This window comes from Sphingobacterium faecium (assembly GCF_003054045.1).
Classification (GTDB): Bacteria; Bacteroidota; Bacteroidia; order Sphingobacteriales; family Sphingobacteriaceae; genus Sphingobacterium; species Sphingobacterium faecium.
On sequence record NZ_QBKH01000001.1, the window covers coordinates 574,915 to 593,969 of the forward strand.

Consider the following 19,055-nt stretch of genomic DNA (forward strand, 5'->3'; position numbering starts at 1 on the left):
AGTGATTGAATTTGACTCAATCACTCCTTTTATTTATCGTATTATCTTGTACGGCCTCCGCCACTGCTACGAGTTGCGCCGCCACCGCCGCCGCCACCAGATGAGCGTGTTGCACCACCGCCGCTATTAAAACCACCACTGGATTGTGTTCTCATTGTTGGTTGTGATGAACGAACTGGTTCGCTACTACGTGTTCTTGACTCTTGGTAAGTATCTCTACTTGTACTTCTTGTAGGTGTGTTAGATTGTGTTCTATTTGTACTTGTTGATCGGGTTCTGCTTACACCGCCATTTGTATTGTTATAATTATCTGTCCGAGTTGAGCGTGTTCTGCCAACACCATTGTTGTAGTAGTCACCTCGGTTCGTATTGCTAGATCCGATACGTGTTCTGCCTGTTCTTGTATCATTCGGATTATTGCTTGAAGCAGATGAACGTGTTCTACCAACTGTATTGATTCTGCCGTTTGCATCTCTAGATACAACGGTATTGGAGCGTGTGCGTCCTGATGTTCTGCCAGCATCGCTATATCGTCCGCTAGAACCAGAACGTGTATTATAATTGTCGCGATAAACGCTACGGGACGCTAACTGACGAGATCTGTGGTTCCCCCAATAAGGAGCACCATATCCACCACCCCAGTAATTGCCGTATCCGCCGCCCCAATAGCCGCCAAATCCGCCACCCCAGTAGCCGCCACCGTATCCCCATCCTGAATACCATGGGTTATATCCCCATCCATGACCAAAGCCAAAACCTAGTCCGATCGACCAACCGCCGCCATAGCCAAATCCAAAAGATGGACCATACCAACCTCCGTAACCCATGCCCATACCATACCATGGATCAAAGAAAGGGTCAAAGTAGGTCATACCTGGAGAAGAATAGTAAAAGCGATTGATTCGATTTGCATATTCCAAATCCTCATATCTTCCTTCTTCATATTCTTGATCAGAATAATCATCACTATAATATCCATTATCTTGGCCTTGATTCACTTCACTTTCATCCGTATAGTAATAGTCAGGACTTTGGTAAGCTTGTCTAGCCTGGGCATTATTATTATAGACATCATCAGTATGCGTGATTTGTCTGCTAGTAGTACAAGAACCTAATGTTAGGGCTCCTGAAATCACAATAGCGCCGAGTAAAAAACTATTTTTTTTCATAATATACTAAGTCGTTATGTTCGACAATACAGTCTAATTTACTATCTTAGACCCAGATTTCTGATAAGGGTTTAATCGTTTTTCAAAAATAAATAAATATTTCTTTTTAAAACTGACATCCGCTTATTAGACGGAATTCTTAATCACAATGTTACAATAATTTTTGAAATAAATAATATGGGTAAAGGTATAACAAGTCGTGAAGAAGACTATTCACAATGGTATAATGACCTTGTGATCAAGGCTGACTTGGCAGAATACGCTGCAGTAAGAGGATGTATGGTAATTAAACCATATGGATACGCTATTTGGGAGCGTATGCAAGCCGTTTTGGATAAAAAATTTAAAGATACTGGCCACAGTAATGCTTATTTTCCTTTGTTCATCCCTAAGTCATTTTTTTCGAAAGAGGCTTCACATGTTGAAGGTTTTGCAACTGAATGTGCAGTCGTCACACATTACCGTTTAAAAAACGATGGTCATGGAAATATTATTGTAGATGAAGATGCTAAATTAGAAGAAGAACTAATCGTTAGGCCAACTTCAGAAACGATTATTTGGAATACTTACCGCGGGTGGATCGAATCTTATCGTGATCTTCCGATCTTAGTGAACCAATGGGCCAACGTCGTACGTTGGGAAATGCGTACAAGACTGTTTTTACGTACGACAGAATTTCTATGGCAAGAAGGTCATACAGCGCATGCCACACAAGAAGAAGCAATTGAAGAAACAGAAAAAATGCTTCACGTATATGGTGACTTCGTCGAGAACTATTTAGGTGTACCTGTTATTCGCGGTCGTAAAACAGAAAATGAACGTTTTGCAGGAGCAATCGATACGTATTGTATCGAAGCATTGATGCAGGATGGTAAAGCTTTGCAAGCTGGTACTTCACATTTTCTAGGTCAAAACTTTGCAAAAGCCTTTGATGTTAAATTTACTTCTAGAGAAGGTAAACTTGAGCATGTGTGGGCAACATCTTGGGGTGTTTCTACGCGTTTAATGGGAGCTTTGGTTATGGCACACTCGGATGATCAAGGTTTGGTATTGCCACCCATGTTAGCACCAATTCAAGTCGTAGTCGTTCCAATTTTTAAAACTGCAGAAGAAAAACAAGCGATCGATACGTTTATCGATGCCCTGTCTACAGAATTAAAAAGTAAAAATATTTCTGTGAAATATGATGACCGCGATACGCAAAGACCAGGATTCAAATTTGCAGAGTGGGAGCTGAAAGGTGTGCCATTGCGCGTGGCCATCGGAGCCCGTGATATGCAAAATGGAACGGTTGAATTAGCAAGACGTGATACACAAATAAAAGAAACTGTTGAACAAGCTGGTTTAGGTGACAGAATTGAGCGATTATTGAATGAAATTCAAGAAAACATTTTTAAGAAAGCATTAGATTATAGAGATTCTCATATTACAGAAGTAAATTCATATGATGAATTTAAAGCAGTATTAGAAACCAAAGCTGGTTTTATTTCCTGTCATTGGGACGGAACAGTAGAAACGGAGAAACTTGTTAAAGAAGAAACGAAAGCTACCATCCGCTGTATTCCTTTGGATGCCAAAGAAGAAGCCGGTATCTGTATTTTCACAGGTAAGCCATCAACAAAAAGAGTTTTATTTGCGAAAGCATATTAATCTATAAATCACTTTCTCATGCGTTATCTTATATTAGGATGTGGATGGGTAGGAGAGTTTGTTGCTAAGTTGTGGTTGAACGAAGGACATGAGGTCTGGGCATCAACGACTACAGATGAAAAATACCATCGGTTACGCTCCGATGGTATTTTTGTATTTACACACAATTTTGACAAATCTGCTACACTTCCTGATGATCTGCCAATTGACTTTGATTATATTTTAGTGAGTATTCCGGCATCAAGTAAATCAACAATCGAACAATTAACTCATCGGTTTTTCCATGTAGCTCAATCGTTATCGACGCTAACTTATAAAAAAATTATATACTTAAGTTCTACCGGAATATATCCCGATGTGTCCAAAGAAATTATGGAAGATACTTTTGCAGAAAATGAGCTGCAGGAAAAATTATTGTTAGCAGAAAAAGCCATTGGTCAATTTCCAAGAACACATGTTTTCCGTTTAGGAGGCTTGTTTGGTCTAAATCGCATATTTGCTAAGTATTTTGCAAATAAGATCTGTACAACAGGAGGGCAGCTCGCTAACTTTATCCATTTAGAAGATGTTGCTAGGATTATCAGTTTGGGGTTTGTGACCCCCTTAACCTATGCGATATATAATGTGGTATGCCCGCTTCATCCCTCAAAAAAAGATGTCATTGAAGCATCTGCAAAAAATTATGGCTTTGATTTGCCCAGCGCTTTCAATGATAGCGCATCATTCCAAAAAATTGTACGATCAGCGCGTCTGCAAAATGACTTGAATTATACTTTTAAATACAAATCTCCGTTAGATTTTTAATAAATTTACTTTTCAGAATTAACATAAATAGTAAAAAATATGGCATATAAATTTGCAACGAAAGCAATTCATGCTGGTCAACAATCGGATCCAACAACGGGTGCGGTGATGACTCCAATATATCAAACCTCTACCTATCAACAAGCATCTCCTGGCGAACACAAGGGATATGAATATTCGAGAGGAACAAACCCAACACGTAAAGCATTGGAAGATTGTTTAGCTGCTTTAGAAAATGGTCAGTACGGCTTAGCTTTTTCAAGCGGTATGGCAGCTACAGATTGCGTGTTGCGTTTATTGAAACCAGGAGATGAAGTCGTGACAGGTGACGATTTATATGGCGGTTCTTACCGAATCTTTACCAAAGTATACGAAGCTTATGGTATAACTTTCAAATTTGTCAATACCTCAGACGTTGATGCAGTCCGATCAGCAATCTCGGATAAGACTAAATTAATCTGGGTAGAAACACCAACCAATCCAACATTGAAGATTGCAGATGTACAAGCAATAGGTCAAGTTGCTAAAGAGAAGAAGGTGCTTTATGTTGTCGATAATACCTTTGCCTCTCCATATTTACAAAACCCTTTGGATATGGGGGCTGATATCGTCATGCATTCGGCAACAAAGTATATCAATGGTCACTCGGATGTGGTTATGGGAGCATTAGTCATGAATGATGAAGACTTATATAAACAATTGTTCTTTTATTATAACGCTGTAGGTGGAACTCCTGGTCCTCAGGATTCTTTTTTAGCACTTCGTGGTATCAAGACTTTACATCTGCGTATGGAAGCACATTGTGCCAATGGACGTAAAGTCGCGGAGTACTTAAAAAGCCATCCTAAAATTGAGAAAATTTACTGGCCAGGTTTCGAAGATCATCCTGGACATGATATTGCTAAAAAACAAATGCGTGATTTTGGTGGTATGATATCTATTGTATTAAAAGGTGCCGATCTAAAGGAAACTTTCCGTATCGCTTCACAATTTAAAGTATTCACCCTCGCTGAATCTTTAGGAGGCGTAGAGTCTTTGATCAATCATCCAGCAACGATGACACATGGATCAATTCCAAAAGAAACACGGGAAAAAGTTGGTGTGGTGGACAATCTGATCCGTATCTCTGTAGGAATAGAAGATGCTGATGACTTGATCGAAGATCTGGAACAAGCTTTAGTATAATTATAGATTAAAAAGGTTATGACCATCAGTTTCTTCTGATATTCTTTATTAGAAGAAACTGGTGGTTTTTATTTTAGTGTAAATGGCAGATTTTAATATTAAGGATTTTCTAGATAAAAAAGTTGAAGAATATAATCAACCCAATTTTATAACTCATGATCCCATCTGTATTCCCCATCGTTTTCAAAAGCAAGAAGATATTGAAATTATGGGATTTATAGCAGCTATATTAGCATGGGGGCAGCGTAAAACGATTATTAATAAATGCACAGAGCTGATTGAGCGCATGGATGGAAGTCCACATGATTTTATCATGAATCATCAAGAAATTGATCTCAAGCAAGTGCTCGGATTTAAGCATCGTACTTTTAATGATACCGATCTTTTGTATTTTATTCAGTTTTTCCGCTATCATTATAACCATTTTACATCTTTGGAAGATGCATTCTTAGTTGGTCAGGAACATGCTGATGAGATTATTCTTGAAAAATCATTAGATGAGTTTAAAAACTATTTTTTCTCGCTCCCCGATTATCCATTAAGAACAAGAAAGCATATCAGTTCGCCTATTCAAAAATCAACTGTAAAAAGGATCAATATGTTTCTGCGTTGGATGGTACGAGACGATGATAAAGGAGTAGATTTTGGAATTTGGAAGCGGCTGAATCAAAAAGATCTCATTTGTCCCTGTGATCTTCATGTAGAACGTGTAGCACGAAAATTCGGATTGATTACCTTAGATAAAGTAAATTGGAAAACAGCACTGGAGTTGACTGCCAATTTAAGAAAATTGGATCCCCTTGATCCTGTTAAATATGATTTTGCTTTGTTTGGTTTAGGCGTAGAGCGAGAATTATAAAATAAAGATCAGCACACGAATGGAAATCTGACCTTTATTTTATAGCTATTTGATAAACTATTTATGCAGTATAGTAGGCTTTAATCAAGGTTATAAATTGTTGTAAAACGGGATGCTGGCTTTTTTGATCATAGGCTAGTATGACTTCCGTTTGAATCTCCTGCTCCTTTAGACTATGGAAGTTTAAGGTCAGCTCGGTGTCCTGTTTAGAGACCGATGTTGGAACAAATGCGATGCCCAAGCCATTTGCTACTAATTCCAATATGGAATGCATGGTATTACATTCGTGGACAATCTGTGGATGAAAACCAATTCTATTGGCACAAGCTATAATTTGATTGTGATAGTCGTCCGCATAGCTGGCATTATAGGAGATAAAGTCTTCTTGCATCAATGTAATCGCACTGATATCTTTTGTCCAATCTTTTGGAGTTGCTAGACAGAACGAATCTTTGAATAAAGAATGAACCTGAAGATCGGTCGTGAATATTGGCGCACGTAAGATCCCTAAGTCCAACTTGCCGTTTTCTAATGCTATTTTTTGCTTTTGAGAAGAAATCTCATAAAGATATACATGCAAATATGGAAACTCTGCTTTTATCTTTTTGAGGATGTGTGCCAACATCTTTTTCGGGGTAGAGCTGATGTATCCCAATCTAAAATCGCCCGATATTGCTTGATGTAGCTGCTTGGCCATCAATTTAGCTTTCTCCAGCTGCTGCATCAATTGATCACATTCCTTTAAAAAATAGCGACCAGCATTAGTCAGCTCTACACGCTTGTTATTACGATAAAATAAAATCACGCCCAACTCTTTCTCCAAATCTTTAATTTGGCGGGTAAGCGGAGGTTGAGAGATGTGCAATTGTTCTGCTGCTCGTCCAAAATGTAACGTGGTCGCTACTGCTTTAAAATAATGTAAATGTCTTAATTCCATCGATACTTGAAAGGTATTAATAATTGCCTAAAATAGTATTTTTAAAGTATTAATCAATGCTTTAGATTTGAAAAAGTTAAAAAACAATGATATGACAGAAAAATCAACATTAAAGGAGATTGAAGAGCGTTTTGATAAGGATGTAAGTCGTTTTTCAAATCTTGACACCGGTCAGCAGACGACTTTAGATGCGCTTTTTAATATGGAGCTGATCACGGATGGTATCGCTGCTGTATATCCCGATTTAAAGCAGGTGCTAGATATTGGTTGTGGTGCCGGAAATTATCCAGTCAAATTAGCACATCAAGTTTCAAATTTTGATTGTACGCTGGTTGATTTAAGTCAACCGATGCTCGATAAGGCCTATGAACGCCTACAAGGATTGACATCAGGCAAAGTTGAAATAATAAAAGGTGATTTTAGAACAGTGGCGCTAAAAGAAAATAGTTATGACGTGATTATAGCTACGGCGGTATTGCATCATCTGCGTGATGATCAAGATTGGGAACAAGCGTTTGAAAAATTATATCGGTTGTTGAAAAAGGGCGGGAGTCTGTGGATTTTTGATTTGGTAATACAGGATCATGAAGCTATTCAGCATTTAATTTATCATCAGCATTACGGAGCCTATCTGACGAATTTGAAAGACGAATCCTACCGCGATCACGTGTTCAATTATATTGAACACGAAGACACACCACGTAGTCTGACCTATCAGCTAAATTTATTGAAAACAGTGGGGTTTAATTTCGTAGACGTGCTTCACAAAAAATTAAATTTTGCCTCTTTTGTGGCTTTTAAATAACTGTCGATTTTGCTTCCACAGTTTCCATGTCAACTTCGGATTTGATTAATAGCAAGTTCACTAATAATAGGGATATAATAGGGGGTTTATAGTGGGTTAGTAGGGGGTTAATAGGGGTATACCCCTATTAACCCCCTACTAACTCTAATTTATATCTAAAGTAAACCTAAATTAATATCTAATTTGGTGTCTTTTTGATATGAAGCAGTATTTTATATATTCATAAATAAGAGACTCTTTCATTAAAAAAATAATATTTGTAGATGATCACTCCCTATCCGCCAAATGATTTTCGTACTTTTATAAGCTATTTTAGATAACATATAATATTAGGAGAAAGCTTTGGATTTTTTAGCAGGATTGAACCCTTCTCAAAGAGGAGCTGTAGAACAAACTGACGGTCCAGTAATGATTGTTGCTGGAGCTGGATCAGGAAAAACGCGTGTCATTACTTACCGTGTCGCACATTTAATACAAAAAGGAGTAGATCCTTTCCATATATTAGTATTGACCTTTACGAATAAGGCAGCTAAAGAAATGCGTAATCGTATTATGTCTGTTGTTGGTGCTGAAGCCAAAAACATATGGATGGGTACATTTCACTCTGTATTTGCAAAGATTTTACGTGTTGAAGCGGAGTTAATCGGATACCCACGTAATTTTACAATTTACGATACCGATGATACGAAAAGCTTATTGAGGTCCATTTTAAAAGAAATGAACCTGGACGATAAACTCTATAATGTCAATCAAGTATATGGACGTATTTCGCAGGCTAAAAATAACCTGATCTCACCACAAGAGTACAATAAAAATGAAGCTCTTAAAGCTGAAGATATTTCCAACGGGCGAGGACAATTGGGAGAAATCTATATGACGTATGCACAGCGTTGTTATCGTGCAGGTGCGATGGATTTTGATGATCTGTTATTTAAGACCAACGTACTGCTTAATAAGCACCCAGAAGTACTGCATAAATATCAGCATCAGTTCAAATACTTGATGGTCGATGAGTATCAGGATACAAACTTTTCACAGTATTTAATCGTTAAACGTTTAGCTGCTGTCAATGAAAATATTTGTGTGGTGGGCGATGATGCACAAAGTATTTATGCGTTTCGTGGAGCAAATATTCAGAATATCCTGAATTTCCAAAAAGATTATCCAACTGTTCAAGTATTCAAATTAGAACAAAATTATCGGTCGACTCAAACGATTGTGAATGCAGCTAATTCGGTCATTGCTAACAATCAAAATCAATTGGAGAAGAATGTCTTTTCGGATAATGAAGAAGGGGAGAAAATTAAGGTCTCTCGTGCATTTTCAGATAATGAGGAAGGGAAAATTGTCGCAGAATTGATTTCACAGGAAAAGGCTTTAAAATCTTTAAACTATAAAGACTTCGCTATTCTATATCGTACAAATGCCCAATCTAGAGCGATGGAGGAAGCCTTACGAAAAATTAATATTCCTTATAAAATATACGGTGGTACTTCATTCTATCAAAGGAAAGAAATTAAGGATCTAATTGCTTACTTTAGGTTGACCTTTAATCCAAATGATGAGGAGGCGTTAAAACGAGTGATTAATTACCCACGTCGTGGTATAGGCGATACCACAGTAGAGAAGATTGTTATTGCAGCGGATCAACATCAATATCGTCTTTGGGACATTGTAGCCAATGCTCAGATGTTTATGGATGGTCGCAGTGCGGCATCTGTAGGTGGTTTTGGTCAAATGATATTGAGTTTTCAGGCATTAGCAAAGACCAATAGCGCTTTTGATACCGCGATGCACATTGCGCAGCATTCGGGTATATTAAAGGAATTGTACGAAGATAAATCTGTAGAAGGATTGACTCGTTACGAACATATCCAAGAATTGCTCAATGGTATTAAAGAGTTCTCTGAGCGTGAAGATATCGAGGAACGTGGTTTAGATGTCTATATGCAAGATATTGCTTTGTTGACTAATGATGATAATGACAAAGATCCCAATGCAGACACGGTTTCGATGATGACTATACACTCTTCAAAAGGGTTGGAATTTCCAGTTGTATTCATCGTAGGACTGGAAGAAAATTTATTTCCATCACAATTAGCGTTAAATTCGAGGACAGAATTGGAAGAGGAGCGAAGATTATTTTACGTTGCAGTTACCAGAGCTGAAAAAAAATTATTACTTTCGTACGCAACTTCTAGATATCGTTGGGGAACACTGAATAACTGTGAACCAAGTAGATTCTTGGATGAACTGAATCCAGCTTGTTTGGATTTAGATTTTAAACCAAGACAAAGTTCTTCTGCAGAATCTGGAGGTTTTCAAGGTGAGCGTATTGCTTGGCAGCAAAAAGAGACGGATAGTTTTTCGAAACCTAAGCCGAAACCTTTTAAAACTACCTCGATATTACCCAAAGCGCATACACCTTCCGCTGGTTTTACTCCGTCTGATACCAATAATTTACAAGTTGGCATGGAAGTGGAGCATGAAAGATTTGGATTTGGAAAGGTTGTGAACCTGGAAGGATCAAAGGGAGAAGTAAAAGCAACTATTTTCTTTAAAGACTTGGGACAGAAACAATTGTTGCTTAAATTTGCAAAACTGAGAATTATTCAATAATTTAATACCAAAGTATCAAATACAACGTTGTATTGGTACTGAAATTCACTATATGAACTTTGACTACAACAGCACAAGACCGAAGCTAATCCTAGCTGAATACGGTAGGAATGTGCAAAATATGGTAAACTATATTTGTGATTTACCGACAAAAGAGGAAAGAAATAAGTATGCTCAAGTTGTCATTGACATGATGGGGGTTTTAAATCCTCATTTACGCGATGTGGCAGATTTTAAGCATAAATTGTGGGATCACTTACAAATTATTTCTGACTTTAAAATCGATGTAGATTCACCTTATCCTACAGCAACTCCAGAATTGGTAAAACATGAACCGGAATTGTTAACCTATCCACAGCATAATATTAAGTACAAACATTACGGTTTTACTGTGGAGAAGATGATTAATAAGGCTATTTCGATCACAGATGAGGAAAAGCGTCAAAAAATGGCTCTTTCCATTGCCAACTTTATGAAGATGGCTTATACAACTTGGAATAAAGATGCGGTCGCAGATGAATTTATTATTCAAGATTTATCCGAATTATCAAGTAAAGTTTTGCAATTGCCTGAAGGTACGGTCTTAACAAAACTAGATTTTAAAAGCGCGCCTCCAGGCAATCGTGTAAAAGGAAATAACCCTACTCAGACAACGAATAACAATTCAGGTCATTCTAATAATAATCACAGTCGCGGTAGTAATAACAACAACTCAAACAATAGAAGACCTTCTGGCACAAATTCGTTCCAAAAGCGTAGCAACTCTGGTGGCGGAAGCAGTAATAACAACAATAGACGCCCTTATCAAAATAATAATAATAGCAACAGCAGTAGTAACAGTAACAGCGGCTATAAAAGAGGATAATTGTTAATACCTTGGGTATTATATAAGGCAATTGTGAAGTGATTTATATTTCTTTTCAATTGCTTTTTTTCTTATAGATAACGTAAAAGAAAATATAAAAAGATATAGGTGTACGAATGAATGCATTTGAAATCAATGGCGGGAAGCCATTAAAAGGAGAGATTATTCCTCAGGGAGCAAAGAATGAAGCATTACAAATTTTGTCTGCAGTATTGTTGACGGAAGAGCCCGTGACAATCAGTAATGTTCCCGATATTAAAGACGTTAATAAATTAATTGATCTTTTGAAAGCTTTAGGGGTAAGTGTTAATCGTATTGATGAGGATACTTATGTTTTTGAAGCAAAAAATATTAATATCGATTATTTCCAATCCAACGAGTTTAAAGAAAAAGGGGGTAGTTTACGCGGATCTATCATGATCGTTGGACCTTTATTAGCTCGTTTTGGAAAGGCTGCTATTCCGAAACCAGGAGGTGATAAAATCGGTCGCCGACGTTTGGATACGCACTTTTTGGGATTTGAAAAGTTGGGAGCTAAGTTTATCTACGATGCGGAAAATCATTTCTTCAATGTTGATGCTTCTCAACTAAAAGGTGCATATATTTTATTAGATGAAGCGTCAGTGACCGGTACTGCCAACATTGTGATGGCAGCTGTATTGGCAAAAGGAACGACTGAAATCTATAATGCTGCATGTGAGCCATATCTACAACAGTTATGTAAAATGTTGAATCGCATGGGAGCTAAGATCTCAGGTATCGGTTCAAACTTGCTTACCATAGAAGGAGTAGAGCGCTTAGGAGGTACCACACACCGGATGTTGCCGGATATGATTGAGATTGGCTCTTTCATTGGACTGGCAGCTATGACAGGCTCTGAGATTACCATCAAAGATGTTTGTTATAAGGAATTAGGGATTATTCCTACTGTTTTTCAACGATTAGGAATTAAAATGGAACTAAGAGGTGATGATCTTTTTATTCCAACTCAAGATTCATATGAAATTGATACTTTTATTGATGGATCAATTTTAACGATATCCGATTCTCCTTGGCCAGGATTTACACCTGATTTATTAAGTATTGTGTTGGTTGTGGCTACGCAAGCAAAAGGAAATGTTTTGGTTCATCAAAAAATGTTTGAAAGCCGCCTTTTCTTTGTTGATAAATTAATCGATATGGGCGCTCAAATTATTCTTTGTGATCCACATCGTGCTACTGTGATTGGTTTGAATAAAATGTATCCTTTGCGAGGTATTGAGATGACTTCTCCAGATATACGTGCAGGAGTATCCTTATTAATTGCCGCTTTATCAGCTAAAGGCACTTCTACAATTCATAATATCGAACAAATAGAACGTGGTTATCAACATATTGAAGAACGCTTGAAAAAACTAGGGGCTGATATTCGACGTGTAGAGGCAACTCCAAAAGGACATTAAAACATGGTATTGTCATAATTTAATTTTGTATACTACAAAGGTAGATTTTATTTCAATCTTATAATATATTTGATAAATCAAATGTTTAAACATATAAAAGTATATTAATTATGAAAAAATTATTGTTATTGCCCGCTATTGCAGCTGTTATTATGTCTTCATGCGCTGGAAATCCCGAAGGAAAAAAAGCTGAAGTTCAAGATTCTGTCGCTACTGAACAAATTGATACTCCCGCAGGAGAGGTTTATCAAGTAGATGTGGCGCAATCGAAAGTAGTATGGACAGGTACAAAAGTAACAGGTGCACATACAGGTACAATTGCAATTAAATCAGGTACTTTAAGTGTAGATAATGGTGTTCTCACCGGTGGTACATTTGCGTTGGACTTGAATACAATTAGTTCTACAGACTTGGAAGGTGAGTATAAGGAGAAATTGGATGGACATTTGAAAGCAGCAGACTTCTTTGATGTAGCTAAATTTCCAGAAGCCACTTTTGTTATCACTAAAGCTGAAGCAGGTGCTACTCCTCAAGATGTGAAAGTCTCTGGTAACTTAACGATCAAAGGTGTTACTAAAAATATTTCATTCGATACTAAAGTTGTTGAATCAACTGCAACAACAATCAAAACAGAAGCTGATTTTAATATCGTTCGTGCAGATTGGGGTGTAAGTTATGAAGGTAAAAAAGATGATTTAATCTCTGCTGAAATTAACTTTAAGGTTTCTTTGGTAGCGACTAAATAATATCAACTGCTTAGAAGCAGTATAAAAAAAGGAGCGATAAAATTTTATCGCTCCTTTTTTTATACAATAGGCCGCCTTAGCAACTGTTATGAAACCTTAAGCAACATCTCTCAAATCTACAGCAACTACGCGTGATACACCTTGCTCGACCATGGTTACACCATAGATGATATCGGTGCTTGCTATCGTTTTCTTATTGTGAGAAACCACTATAAATTGTGAGTTCTTCGAAAAGTCGCGAATAATGTTGTTAAATTTATCAATATTAGTATCATCCAATGGTGCATCCACCTCATCAAAGATACAGAAGGGGGCAGGCTTAGATAGATACAGCGAGAACAAAAGCGCCGTAGAAGTTAATGTTTTCTCGCCCCCAGATAACTGATTGATCGAAAGTGGTCTTTTTCCTTTTGGACGCGCGATGATATCAATATCTGAATCTAAAGGTTTGGAAGGATCTGTTAGGATTAAATCACAGCTATCCTCTTCATTAAATAAGGAACGGAAAACTTTGATAAAGTTATCACGGACACTATTGAATGTAAACATAAATTGTACTTCTGCGGTATCATCAATTTCTTTAATTGTTGCCATTAAAGATCCTTTTGCTTCTAATAAATCAGCTTTTTCTTTATTGATAAAGTTGTAACGTTCATTCATCTCATCAAAAGCTTCTTTGGCCATTAAATTGATAGAACCATATTCATTCAACTGTTTTTTCAGCTTAGTACATTTGGCTACAAGTGCATCCTGATCTTCGGAAATCGTGGGCGCTTCTTCCTGGTCCAATAAATCTTTCAATTCAATATTAAACTCCGCTGATAGGCGCTCTTTTAACGTATTGAGATCAATTTGAAGTGTCGTTTTCTTATCTTTTATTTCAGAAATTAGGAGATCGTCTTGTTCTTTTGAACGACGATACTGGATGATCTGTTCCTCAAGCTCATTGATTTGTTTCCGTACGCCATAGTAATTCTTTTCTAAGTCCTCTAAACCCTTTTCTAACGCATCTTTCTGGGTATACATATCCACGAGGTCTTCATCTTCTTCATCGACGAATTGGGCCGTATTTTTTAAAGAAAGTTGCACTTCTGCGAGATCTTTACTGTTACGATCGATACGGTTTTGAAAATCATCTTGTTGCGTTTCTCGGAATTCAAGATCTTTATTGATATTTGAAACCTTGTTTTGCTGTTGGTGGTAAGCAATATTCCCTTGATTATAGCTGGCAGATTTCTCGGTTAAGATTTCAGAAATTTCATTGAAACGATCCTGATAGTCTTGTAAATCACCAACCTGTTGTTCACGTTCGTTTTTGAAATCTTGTATTTTGGGTTCCAAAATCAACAAATCATTTTCGATGGCGACAATTTTATCTTGTATATCCTTCTTGCGATTGAGCGCATTGGTAATAAAGGTTTGATACTGTTCTTGTTTTGTTTTAACAGATATCAGTTCATTATTTAACCGGTTTAGTTGAAAACGAAGTTCATCAATTGTTTCCTTTTGCGAATTCGATTGTAGAGCTGTTAAGCGTCCAGTCTCATCTGCTATTTTATCTTGTAAAATATGGATACTTTCATTAAGCGTTTTGATTTCTTTCGCTAAGATTTCAATATTTTTAGCACGTCCAATTCTTTTTCCTTCAAATAATCCAACAGACCCCCCTGATAGCCCCAATTTGCTTTTAGAAAATTTACCATTTTTTTGCAAAATAATAGTATCTCCTTGAGGTAGTGCTAGTTCGAGTTCATGATCACGTTCACGTTGTAAAATAAAAACATGTTGCAGCAGTACTTGACACAGGGGTTTGAATCTGTCATCAACAGTAATCACATCCAATGCCGGTGTCAGGAGGTCATGATCAATTGATGGAGCAGTGGGTACTGACTCAATAGCATCCAGAATAAAGAAATTTGCACGTCCACGGGCCGCGTCACTCAAAAGGTTGATCGCCTGAACAGCATCCTGTTGTGTTTCCACGACATAATGGTTCATGATCGGTTCCAAATAATTTTCGATTGCTACACGATAATCTTCTTCACAGAATAGGATATCCGAAAATAAAGGTGGCTGCTTTTTCCAGCCTGCATTTTTCTTTAAAAATCGGATGGAGTCCGGAAATCCTTCTAAGTTATCTATTAATGATTTTGTTAAGTTATATTCGTTTTGCTTGGCATCTGCTAATCTAGATTCTTTACTTAGATCTTCTTTGAGGGTATTGATGTTTGTAGTATGATGCTGCAGTTGCGTTTGCAACTCTTCTTCCATTTGTATGGCGGTCTCATACTGTTGCTGTTGTGTTTCAACACGTCCTTCCAACTCGGCAACCGCGATGTTGAATTGATTTAATTCTGCTTCTTTTGATTCGGTATCCGCCAGTGTGCGGACAGACTCTTGCAAAAGGGCTTCTTTTTGTATATTTAATACTGCAATATCCTTTTCAAGCCTATAAATATTGTCCTGCAATGATGTACTTTCTTTATTGAAAGCATCGAGTTTTCCTTTGGCAGCTTGCTGTTGACCTCTCAGTTCTTCGACTTCAAATTTATCCTTTTCAAGATTCGCTTGAAAATTATCCAATTGCTGTTGTTCATGAAATAATTCTTCATGGAGACGTTTAATGGTATAGAGCACATGATTGAGCTGCTGATTGTCATTGTTGATCTCCAGATTCAGCCGATTTTCTTTGTCTTGAAGATTTTTAAGCTGCTCGTTTTTAACTTTTTTCTCCGACTCATAATTTCGGATTTTATTGATAAACTCTTGCGTTGCTTTTTGTTGTAGGGAGACGTTTTTTTCTTGCTCTAAATTATCTTCACGAATTTGCTTCAATTCATTTTCAGCTTTACTGATATGTTCTTGAGCATCTGTGCTTTGCTTGTTCAATTTAGATTCCTGCTGCTGTAAACGTTCCAATTCACTGCTGAAATCTCCGATGCGATAGTAGGCTAGATTGATGCTACTTTGACGGTATTCATCTTTTAACAGCGTATATTTTTCTGCTTTTTTAGCTTGACCTTCCAAAGACCTTAAGTTTTTAGTGATCTCAAAGAGCAGATCATCTACACGACTTAAATCGACTTCGGTGTCTCTAAGCTTATTTAAGGTTTGTTTTTTGCGAACTTTGTATTTGGAAATTCCTGAAGCCTCTTCAAATAGATTACGACGTGAGTTTTCTTTATTATTGATTATTTCATCGATCATCCTCAATTCAATGATCGAATACGAATCAGCACCAACCCCTGTGTCTAGAAAGAGGTCAGTAATATCTTTTAAACGACATTTTACATCGTTCAATCGATACTCACTATCCCCGTTTCTAAACAATTTACGCGTCACGGTGACTGTCGTAAATGCGGTAGGAAGCACATTTTTATTATTATCAAACGTGAGCGATACTTCAGCCAAGTTTGCGGCTTTACGATTTTTCGTTCCATTAAAAATGATATTTTCCATTTTTTCTGAACGGAGCATCCGTGTACTTTGCTCTCCCAAAACCCAACGTATTGCATCTACAACATTTGATTTTCCACAACCATTAGGACCCACGATAGCCGTGACGCCTTCATTAAAGTTGATGGTGATCTTGTCGCCGAAGCTTTTGAATCCTTTTATTTCTAGTTTGGTTAACTGCATTTATACTACAATTTTTCTGCATTAAATAGGAAACGAAATTAAGAAATAAGTTCAACTTATTCGCACGATTTTGCGATTCAAAAGCATAAGTTTTGGTAACCTGATGGTTATGTCTGATTATGAAAATTGTTCATGGAAAACCATTAACAACATCCTGCTTCACTATCGCAGCTAGGACCTTCATTATCATTCATAATGATTGCCGGTTTGGCATCATCATAGGCTTGACGAAGTGTTTTCTCAAACATTTCTAAAGGTTGTGCTCCTGCGATTCCAAATTTTTGGTTAAAAACAAAAAACGGAACGCCACGTAAACCTAAGTTGATGCCTTCTTGAATATCTTGTGTCACTTCGTAGGCAAAGCGGTCACTGTGTAGCAGCTCTTCAACAGCTATTTGATCTAGACCTATTTCTACAGCGAGTGCAGTTAAACTGTCGATATGATTGATATCTGTACCTTCACTAAAATGTGCTTTAAATAAGCGCTCTTTTAATACATTGCCCTGACCGATTTCTTGAGCGAAATGAATGAGGCGATGTGCATTTAAGGTGTTAACGATCAATGATTTTTCAAAATTAAAGTCAATATTCAGAGACTTGCCGATGGACTGTACTTGATGCATCATGCCCAAAGTCTCTTCTTCACTCAATCCTTTGGCATCTTTGATGTACTTAATTGCGGGTATGCCTGCTGCATCTTGTGGAAATTGAGGATGCAATTGGTAGGATTTCCATACAATTTCTACTTCATCACGATGTGGAAAGGATGCTAAAGCTTGTTCTAATCTTTTTTTGCCAATATAACAAAATGGACAAACGATATCAGACCAAATTTCTATTTTCATAATATGTGCTTAATAATGGGAACATTCTTCATTAGAGGGTTCCCAGAAATATATCTAGTTAAATTTAATAATAAAATCTTCTTGGAGCGGTCTCACTTTTTTCATGTTCACTAACCAGTCATGAGCTTCATCACGATAGCCGATTGCTATGATGGACACTGATTTAAGACCTAATTTATCCAGTTCAAGTAAGGCATCTAATTGTTCATTGTTGAAACCTTCCATAGGAGTGGCATCAATCTTTTGCTCTGCTGCTGCTGCTAATGCCAATCCAAAACCAATATAAGCTTGACGCGCAGCATGACTAAATTGCTGTTCTTGAGACAATGCTGATAATTGTGCGAATAAGTTATTTTTGTAATCATCTGCAAAGTTTAAAGGTAATCCTCTTTCTTCTGCTTGTTGTGCAAAAGTTGCTTCGACACGTTCTTTTGTATAGGCATCGTACGCTGCAAATACCAAGATATGTGAACTATCGACGATTTGTGATTGTCCATATGCGATGGGCTGGATTTTAGCTTTCCATTCTGGATCAGAAATTTCAATGACGCGAAAAGGATGTAATCCAGAGGAAGTAGGAGCCAGGCGAGCAGCTTCTAAAATGTAGTCAATTTTTTCTTGTGCTACAGGAGTGCCATTCATTTTCTTGGTGGCATATCTCCATTTTAAATCTTCTAATAAACTCATGTTAGTTATGATGATGTTTTAATGATATAATAAATCCTTGAATCGCATCTGTTAAAATTGGAGACACTTCTTCTGGATTGGTTTTTTGGTTTGATAGAAATTCAATAGTGATAATGCCATGTAAAATCGACCAAAAGGTTTTGAACTTTAAATACAGATCGATCTGATCGACATTATTTTCAGTTATACATTTGGAAATGCAAGTTAACATGACAGTAGATGTTGCTTTCATTTCTTTAATACTGTTAACGACCTCGCATTGTGGAATGCCTAATCCAAACATAATTTCATAACATTTTTTATGTTCAAGGGCAAATTTCCAGTATGATGTGGCGATGTTGTATAAATTGTCGTCAGCACTTTTATTGAGGTCCACGGCAGAAGCGAGTTGCTCTGCCATCATCGCAAAACCTTGTCTAGTAAAATAAGCAATAATGGCATCTTTGTTTTCAAAGTGCTTATAGATCACGGGTACACTGTACTCGATAGCATCGGCAATTTTACGAATCGAAAGTGCCTGCCAGCCCTCTTCCTCTACAATAAGCCATGACTGTTCAATTATTTGTAATTTAATTTTTTCTAAATCTCTTAATTTGCGCTCTACAACCCCCATCTATACTCCATTAGTTAACAGTGTTAGCAAAATTAACAATGATTTTTAAAACCTGAATATCACGCCAAATTTACTACACTCAGATGACAGATGCTCCGACCATGATAAGCGATATTTTGATAATTCTATAAGATGCTCTCCATATTTTCAACTATCGGATAATATCATCTGGCTATGAGTCCTATACTTT

15 protein-coding genes are annotated in these 19,055 nt (G+C 37.1%); 9 read left to right on the plus strand and 6 right to left on the minus strand.

The genetic code is table 11. The features are described from left to right. Nucleotides 1-41: 41 nt before the first annotated feature. Complete coding sequence (locus C8N37_RS02440) at nt 42-1,169, minus strand: hypothetical protein (protein ID WP_108157385.1); 1,128 nt, start codon at nt 1,167-1,169, stop codon at nt 42-44. A 177-nt stretch (nt 1,170-1,346) separates the two neighbouring features. Here C8N37_RS02440 and proS point away from each other — a divergent pair, with 177 nt between their 5' ends. From proS to C8N37_RS02460, 4 genes are all read left to right on the plus strand, one after another. Then, nucleotides 1,347-2,819 (plus strand): proline--tRNA ligase, encoded by a 1,473-nt coding sequence (gene proS, locus C8N37_RS02445; RefSeq protein WP_108157386.1) that lies wholly within the window; start codon nt 1,347-1,349, stop codon nt 2,817-2,819. Nucleotides 2,820-2,837: 18 nt separating this feature from the next. Continuing rightward, nucleotides 2,838-3,623 (plus strand): NAD-dependent epimerase/dehydratase family protein, encoded by a 786-nt coding sequence (locus C8N37_RS02450; protein ID WP_108157387.1) that lies wholly within the window; start codon nt 2,838-2,840, stop codon nt 3,621-3,623. A gap of 39 nt (nt 3,624-3,662) precedes the next feature. Beyond that, complete coding sequence (locus C8N37_RS02455; protein WP_108157388.1) at nt 3,663-4,808, plus strand: cystathionine gamma-synthase; 1,146 nt, start codon at nt 3,663-3,665, stop codon at nt 4,806-4,808. Between the two features lie 82 nt (nt 4,809-4,890). Next, nucleotides 4,891-5,667: a TIGR02757 family protein gene (locus tag C8N37_RS02460; protein WP_108157389.1), complete on the plus strand. Its 777-nt coding sequence runs from the start codon at nt 4,891-4,893 to the stop codon at nt 5,665-5,667. Nucleotides 5,668-5,728: 61 nt separating this feature from the next. On the opposite strand, the gene C8N37_RS02465 is transcribed toward C8N37_RS02460, so the two are convergent. Then, nucleotides 5,729-6,604: a LysR family transcriptional regulator gene (locus C8N37_RS02465; protein ID WP_108157390.1), complete on the minus strand. Its 876-nt coding sequence runs from the start codon at nt 6,602-6,604 to the stop codon at nt 5,729-5,731. Between the two features lie 91 nt (nt 6,605-6,695). On the opposite strand from C8N37_RS02465, the gene C8N37_RS02470 reads away from it, so the two are divergent. The 5 genes from C8N37_RS02470 to C8N37_RS02490 all read left to right on the plus strand — a co-directional run bounded on the left by C8N37_RS02470 (nt 6,696) and on the right by C8N37_RS02490 (nt 13,081). Then, nucleotides 6,696-7,409, plus strand: a complete 714-nt coding sequence (locus C8N37_RS02470) for a class I SAM-dependent methyltransferase (protein WP_108157391.1) — start codon at nt 6,696-6,698, stop codon at nt 7,407-7,409. Between the two features lie 342 nt (nt 7,410-7,751). Next, the gene (locus tag C8N37_RS02475) at nt 7,752-10,028 is read left to right on the plus strand and encodes an ATP-dependent helicase (RefSeq protein WP_108157392.1); all 2,277 of its coding nucleotides are present in this window, start codon (nt 7,752-7,754) and stop codon (nt 10,026-10,028) included. Nucleotides 10,029-10,080: 52 nt separating this feature from the next. Beyond that, entirely contained in the window at nt 10,081-10,893 is an 813-nt protein-coding gene (locus C8N37_RS02480; RefSeq protein ID WP_108157393.1) for a DUF4290 domain-containing protein, read from the plus strand. A gap of 116 nt (nt 10,894-11,009) precedes the next feature. Beyond that, nucleotides 11,010-12,335 (plus strand): UDP-N-acetylglucosamine 1-carboxyvinyltransferase, encoded by a 1,326-nt coding sequence (murA, locus tag C8N37_RS02485; protein ID WP_108157394.1) that lies wholly within the window; start codon nt 11,010-11,012, stop codon nt 12,333-12,335. Between the two features lie 110 nt (nt 12,336-12,445). Next, complete coding sequence (locus C8N37_RS02490) at nt 12,446-13,081, plus strand: YceI family protein (protein WP_108157395.1); 636 nt, start codon at nt 12,446-12,448, stop codon at nt 13,079-13,081. Nucleotides 13,082-13,177: 96 nt separating this feature from the next. Here the strand turns inward: C8N37_RS02490 and smc are convergent, their stop codons facing one another. The 4 genes from smc to C8N37_RS02510 all read right to left on the minus strand — a co-directional run bounded on the left by smc (nt 13,178) and on the right by C8N37_RS02510 (nt 18,865). Further along, on the minus strand, nt 13,178-16,720 hold the full coding sequence (gene smc / locus C8N37_RS02495; RefSeq protein ID WP_108157396.1) for a chromosome segregation protein SMC: 3,543 nt from the start codon (nt 16,718-16,720) through the stop codon (nt 13,178-13,180). A 143-nt stretch (nt 16,721-16,863) separates the two neighbouring features. Next, nucleotides 16,864-17,565, minus strand: a complete 702-nt coding sequence (locus C8N37_RS02500; RefSeq protein WP_108157397.1) for a DsbA family oxidoreductase — start codon at nt 17,563-17,565, stop codon at nt 16,864-16,866. Between the two features lie 54 nt (nt 17,566-17,619). Then, nucleotides 17,620-18,252: a nitroreductase family protein gene (locus C8N37_RS02505; protein ID WP_108157398.1), complete on the minus strand. Its 633-nt coding sequence runs from the start codon at nt 18,250-18,252 to the stop codon at nt 17,620-17,622. 1 nt (nt 18,253) lies between these two features. Further along, the gene (locus tag C8N37_RS02510; protein ID WP_108157399.1) at nt 18,254-18,865 is read right to left on the minus strand and encodes a TetR/AcrR family transcriptional regulator; all 612 of its coding nucleotides are present in this window, start codon (nt 18,863-18,865) and stop codon (nt 18,254-18,256) included. Nucleotides 18,866-19,055: the final 190 nt, after the last annotated feature.